This window comes from Caulobacter sp. CCH9-E1 (assembly GCF_001556515.1).
GTDB lineage: Bacteria > Pseudomonadota > Alphaproteobacteria > Caulobacterales > Caulobacteraceae > Caulobacter.
In genome coordinates this window covers 1-5,506 of the sequence record NZ_LSJA01000182.1, presented here as the reverse complement: position 1 = coordinate 5,506, position 5,506 = coordinate 1, and the positions used below count along the sequence as shown (strand labels likewise).

At 68.5% G+C, this 5,506-nt stretch carries 6 protein-coding genes and 1 tRNA gene; 6 read left to right on the top strand and 1 reads right to left on the bottom strand.

Annotated elements, in window-relative coordinates:
- The 6 genes from AX690_RS11275 to AX690_RS11250 all read left to right on the top strand — a co-directional run.
- Positions 1-468 (top strand): energy transducer TonB (locus tag AX690_RS11275; protein ID WP_156449633.1); only part of this gene is annotated, 468 nt, incomplete at its 5' end.
- A 129-nt stretch (positions 469-597) separates the two neighbouring features.
- A tRNA-His gene (locus AX690_RS11270) sits at positions 598-674 on the top strand.
- A 268-nt stretch (positions 675-942) separates the two neighbouring features.
- Positions 943-1,539 (top strand): YfiR family protein, encoded by a 597-nt coding sequence (locus AX690_RS11265; RefSeq protein ID WP_197426841.1) that lies wholly within the window; start codon positions 943-945, stop codon positions 1,537-1,539.
- A complete protein-coding gene (locus tag AX690_RS11260) occupies positions 1,536-3,263 on the top strand; it encodes an ATP-binding protein (protein ID WP_066680294.1) in 1,728 nt (575 codons plus the stop codon). Before AX690_RS11265 ends, AX690_RS11260 begins: the two co-directional genes overlap by 4 nt.
- 58 nt (positions 3,264-3,321) lie before the next feature.
- Complete coding sequence (locus AX690_RS11255) at positions 3,322-3,513, top strand: hypothetical protein (protein WP_066680295.1); 192 nt, start codon at positions 3,322-3,324, stop codon at positions 3,511-3,513.
- A gap of 101 nt (positions 3,514-3,614) precedes the next feature.
- The gene (locus AX690_RS11250; protein ID WP_066680297.1) at positions 3,615-4,154 is read left to right on the top strand and encodes a hemerythrin domain-containing protein; all 540 of its coding nucleotides are present in this window, start codon (positions 3,615-3,617) and stop codon (positions 4,152-4,154) included.
- Between the two features lie 73 nt (positions 4,155-4,227).
- Here AX690_RS11250 and AX690_RS11245 read toward each other — a convergent pair.
- Positions 4,228-5,506, bottom strand: a 1,279-nt coding sequence (locus tag AX690_RS11245; protein ID WP_066730376.1) for a UdgX family uracil-DNA binding protein, incomplete at its 5' end; no start/stop codon positions are given.

Genomic DNA, 5,506 nt, shown 5'->3' with positions numbered 1-5,506 from the left:
CCGCCGCCTCCGGCCGTGGTCCAGCCGCGTCCCCCGGTGGCTCCGCCGCCGGACGTGACGCCGCCGCCGCCGCTGCCGATCCCGCCCGTTGAAAAGCGGGTCGAGACGACCGCTCCGCCGGTGATCTCGCAGGCTCCGCCGGTTCCGACGAACCCGCCGGCTCGCGCCTCGGTCGTGACCCGTCCGGACTGGGCCCGTAAGCCCAATGCGGACGACATGGCCCGCTACTTCCCCGACCGCGCTCAGCGGATGGAAGTCAGCGGCAAGGCGACGATCTCGTGCACCGTCACGGCGAAGGGCACGCTGGAAGGCTGCTCGGTGGTCTCCGAGACCCCGGCGGACATGGGCTTCGGCGACGCGGCTCTGCGTCTGTCGCGCCTGTTCCGGATGAAGCCGAAGACCCTCGACGGCGCGCCCGTCGACGGTGGCCAGGTGACCGTCCCGCTGGTGTTCCAGGTCCCGCAATAGGGCCTGGATCCAGACGACGACCAAGAAGCGCCCCGGAGTTTCCACTCCGGGGCGTTTTCCTGTTAAAATCGTCTGGATCGGCGCTTGATCCCAGGGACCGATCCGACTAAAGACGACGCCTCGCGATGAGCCGGCTTAGCTCAGTTGGTTAGAGCGCTAGATTGTGGATCTAGAGGTCCTCGGTTCGAGCCCGAGAGCTGGTACCATCGCAAGCCTTTGAAAAGCCCGGGTTCGCCCGGGCTTTTTGCTTTTTCGGCTCACGGCGCCGCTTGGCCTCCAAAATGTCACGGGAATGAGATCGAACAGCTAGGCTTGGAGGTTGGCAGGTTCAGGTCGATCATTCGTGGTCGATCTTGCGGCTCGAACAGGATCGACGGTGAAGCCGTTCAGGCTTCGAGCTATCAAGTCGATGGGCGAAAGCGCGGAGGGGACTGGCGCATGGTTTTGGGCTTTCCGCCCAGAGGCCCGCAGGCGATGCGGGGAGGGGCTTCCAAGCCGCGCCGGCTCTTGGCCGCGGCGGCGCTTCTCCTGTGCCTGCGGGGCGGCGTGGCGCTGGCCCAGGAGGGCGCGCGCGAGGCGCACGACCGTCGCCACGCCCCTCATCACGGCGGGTACCTGGTGAAGGCCAGTCACCTGGTGAAGTTCCCGGCCTTCGTGGCTTGGCCCGACTCGGCGTTCGAGACCTCCTCCAGTCCCTTTCGGCTATGTATCGGGGGCGTGGATCCGTTTGGCCCGCTTATCGACCGGCTTGCCCACAACGCGCGCGTGGGCGACCACGAAATAACGGTGACGCGCCTGCCCGTCGTAACCAAGGGCGCGGACTGCCATGTGCTGTTCGTGTCGCCATCGCGCGGCCAGACGCCTCGTGAGATGATCGCGGCCGTCGCGGGACGCCCCGTGCTGACCATCGCCGACGAAGGCCTCGACGCGCCGAGCGCCATGATCCAGTTCGTGACGCTTGAGAGCCGAGTGCGCTTCGAAGTTCGGGGCGAAGCCGCTCAGACCGAAGGGCTGGCGGTCAGCTCCAAGTTGCTCTCCCTGTCCGTCACGCGCGGGACTGGCGAGCGATGAGCGGGGGGGCGAAGGCTCGGCGCCGGCGATGGCGACCGGCCCTGACCGTCTGGATGGCGGTGACCCTGGCCGTCGCCATCGTCGTGGCCGCCTTCGCCATGGCCGTCTACAACGAGCGCTTGGGCCAGCAGGAGAAGCTCCGCCAGGCCGAGGTGCAGCTGCGCATTCTGGCGGGCAGCATGGCCGCGCCCTTGGCTTTCGACGATCGCTCCGCCGCCCGCGAATATGTCGGCGCCCAGAGTTCCAATCCCGACGTCGAGGCCGTCGGGGCCTATGACATGCAAGGCGCGCTCGCCGCCGGCTACACCCGCGCCGGGGCCCCGCCGCCGCCGCGCAACGCGCTGGGGCCGCCGCGGATCGAGGGGCCGAGGCTTGTGCTGACGGCGCCGGTGACCGAGGGCGACACCGTACTGGGATCGGTCTACCTGCGCACGGTGCTGGAATCGCCCACGCGCCGCATGATGCGCTATGCCGGCTTTGCCCTGCTGATCGTCATGGCCGCGCTGCTGGTCGCCGTCCTGGGCGCCGCCAGCGCTCGCGAGGCCGAAGCCTATCGCAAGCTCAAGGCCGAGATCCGCGAACGCGAGAAGGCCGAAGACGCTTTGCGCCAATCGCAGAAGATGGAGGCCATGGGCCAGCTGACCGGCGGCGTGGCGCACGACTTCAACAATCTCCTGATGGTCGCCTCCAGCGGTTTGGATCTGCTTGAGCGGACGTCCGATCCCGCGCGCCGGGAGCGGCTGCGCGACGGTATCCGCCAGGCGATCGATCGCGGCGCTAGCCTGACCCAGCAACTGCTGGCCTTCTCGCGCCGCTCGCCTTTGAAGCCCGAGGTCATCGACATCGGGCAACGGCTGTCGGGCATGCTGGCGATCCTGGACCGCTCGTTGCGCGAGGACGTCACGGTGCGGATGCAGCTGCCGCCGGACCTGTGGCGGGTCGAGGTCGACGCCTCGCAGATGGAGGTGGCGGTGCTGAACATCGCCATCAACGCGCGCGACGCCATGCCCGACGGCGGCACGATCACCATCGAGGCCCGCAACGAGCCTTCGGGGCGTGCGGACGGCGTCGGCGACATGGTCCGCCTGTCGATCCGCGACACCGGCGTCGGCGTCGCGCCCGACATGATCAGCCGTCTGTTCGAGCCCTTCTTCACCACCAAGGCGGTCGGCAAGGGCACGGGGTTGGGCCTGTCCCAGGTCTATGGTTTCGCCCGCGCCTCGGGCGGCGAGGTGGGCGTGGACAGCGTGCTGGGCGCAGGCACCACGATCTGGCTGCGCATCCCGCGCTCGACGAAAGCGCTGCTGACGCCCGAGCCGCTGGCGGTCAGGCCGCCGCCCGCCGACAGCGACCGCCAACGCGTGCTCCTGGTCGAGGACGACGACAGCGTTGCGCACCTGGTCGAGGAGATGCTGCGCGAACTGGGCTATGAGGTGAAACGGGTCGCGGACGGGAGCAGCGCCTTGGACGCGTTGCGCGCCGATCCTGGCTTCCAGCTGGTGTTCAGCGACATGGTGATGCCGGGCGACATCGGCGGACTTGATCTGGCGCGCGATATCTCGCGGCTCAGGCCCGACCTGCCGGTGGTGCTGACCACGGGCTATAGCGCCGCCGCGGCCGCCGCCAGCAAGGAGGGGCGGCGCGTGCTGGTGAAGCCCTACCGGATCGAAGCGCTGGCGGCCGAACTTGACGCCGTGCTGGCTGGACCCGCCGGCCGCAGCTAGGGCGTAGGAACCGGCTCGGGAAGCGATCGGTTGAACTGGGGAGACCCAGGAGGAAACCATGTCGAAAGCCCCGCCCATTCCGCCCGAACAACGCGCCTTCAAGGGCGAAAAGCCGAATATCGAAGGAAGCAGCCCTGCCGATGTCCAAGGCGCGGAGTCGGGCAACGCCGACGTGAACCTGGAAGAGCAGGGGCGCTATGGCGACATCAAGCAGAACACCACGCATCAGGGCTTTCAGCAGGACCGCTAAGGCGGCTTGCAAATGCCTCTCATGTGAGACTTTCGTGGCGCCGGAACGGCAGGCGGCGCCTGGGTGTTGGTTGGCGGTCGGGGATATCGAGGGAGAATTCCATGGCCGCCGCCACCAAGAGCTCGTCCGCCAAAGCCAAGACCGCCAAGCCCCGCAAGGCGACCCGCCGCACCGGTCGCCGTGATCCGCTGGCCATCCGCCTGCTCAAGCAGGACCACCGCGAGGTGGAGAAGATGTTCGACGAATACGAACAGCTGGAGAGCGACAGCGAGAAGCTGGCGCTGTTCAACCAGATCGCCCTGGCCCTGAAGGTCCACACCCAGATCGAGGAGGAAATCCTCTATCCGGAGAGCCGCGGCGAGGTCGAGGACGACCTGATCGACGAAGCCTATGTCGAGCACGACGGCGCCAAGAAGCTGGTCGCCGAGATCGAGGCGATGAAGCCGGGGCAGGAGTTCTACGACGCCAAGGTCAAGGTGCTGGGCGAGTACATCAAGCACCACGTCAAGGAAGAGGAGCAGCCCGGCGGCTTCTTCGCCCAGGCCAAGAAGGGCGACGAGGACCTCGAGGCCATCGGCGAGCGGATGAAAGCCCGCAAGGAAGAGCTGATGGCCCAGATGGGCGGCGCCAAGGTGAACTGACCCAACTTCTTTTGTTGTGTCATCCCGGATCGGTCCTGCGGACCGTCCGGGATGACACGATGATTTTTGGCCGTCAGAGCCCCGCCAGTTCCCCCGCCATCCGCAGGTCCTCCACGAGCTCCGCATAGGCCCTTGCCCTGGCCTCCGCGTCGGGCGCGCGCAGCAGGAACGACGGGTGGTAGGTCACCATGCCCTGGGCCTGGTCGGGCAACTGCAGCGCCTTGCCGCGATTGGCGCCGACCGGCGTCGGCTTGCCGATCACCCCCAGCGCCGCCGTCGCGCCCAGCATCACGATCACCCGAGGCCGCACGATCTTTCGCTCGGCGTCCAGCCACCACCGGCAAGCGGTGATCTCGCCCCGATCCGGCGTCTTGTGGATGCGGCGCTTGCCGCGAACCTCGTGCTTGAAGTGCTTCACGGCGTTGGTGACGAAGGTCCGGTCGCGCGGCACGCCTGCTTCGGCCAGCGCCCTGTCGAAGACTTGGCCGGCCGGCCCGACGAACGGACGGCCGGCCAGGTCCTCCTGGTCGCCGGGTTGCTCTCCCACGAACATCAGCGGCGCCGGATGCGCGCCTTCGCCCGGCACGCCCTGGGTGGCGTCGCGCCACAGGTCGCAGCGGCGGCAGACCTGTACGCCGGCCTCGAGCTCTTCAAGCGTCGTTGGCGCGCCCTGGCCGAACGAGGCGTCGCGGCTGTGTCGCAGCGCGGCCTTGAGCACGCGATCGGACGGTTGGCGAGGCGGGGCGGCGACCATGGCGGCGGCGCGATCCTGGGCTGAGGCGATCAGCTGCGGAATGAGCGCCGCCTCCGGCAGGTTCCGCCAATAGCGCTTGGGCATCTCCTGGCGCATCTGCCTGGGGTTCAGCCGCGCGGGGTTGAAGATCGAGGCGTAGTAGGTGCGCCAGAGCGCCTCCTGGGCGTCTTCCGAAGGAGCGTCGGCCGGATCCGCGCCCTCGGACGCCAGCAGCCGCTGGCCGTCCCACGCCACGCAGGCGTCGGGCGTCAGGATGGTCCAGTCCATGGCCGTGAAGCGGCGTACGAAGAACGGCGCGACGGCTTCGGTGACGCGATGCGCCGGCTCGAACCAGGCCGCGTAGGTCTCGGTCGCCGCGCCCTCGACCAGGCGAAAGCGGACGAAGGCCTTCATCTTGTGCGCCGCGCGGCTGACGGCCTTGGCCATGTCGCGGGCGCGGGCCATGTCGGGATCGGCGGGGTTCTCCACCAGCCGAGGCTCGCGCTCCAGCCGCCAAAGGATCCGGTAGAGCAGGGCGAGGCGGTCGGGCGCCCGGTGCAGGATGACCTGCTCGGCGAGTTCGAGGAAAGCGGCGGGGACGGTGAAGCCCCTTCCCCCC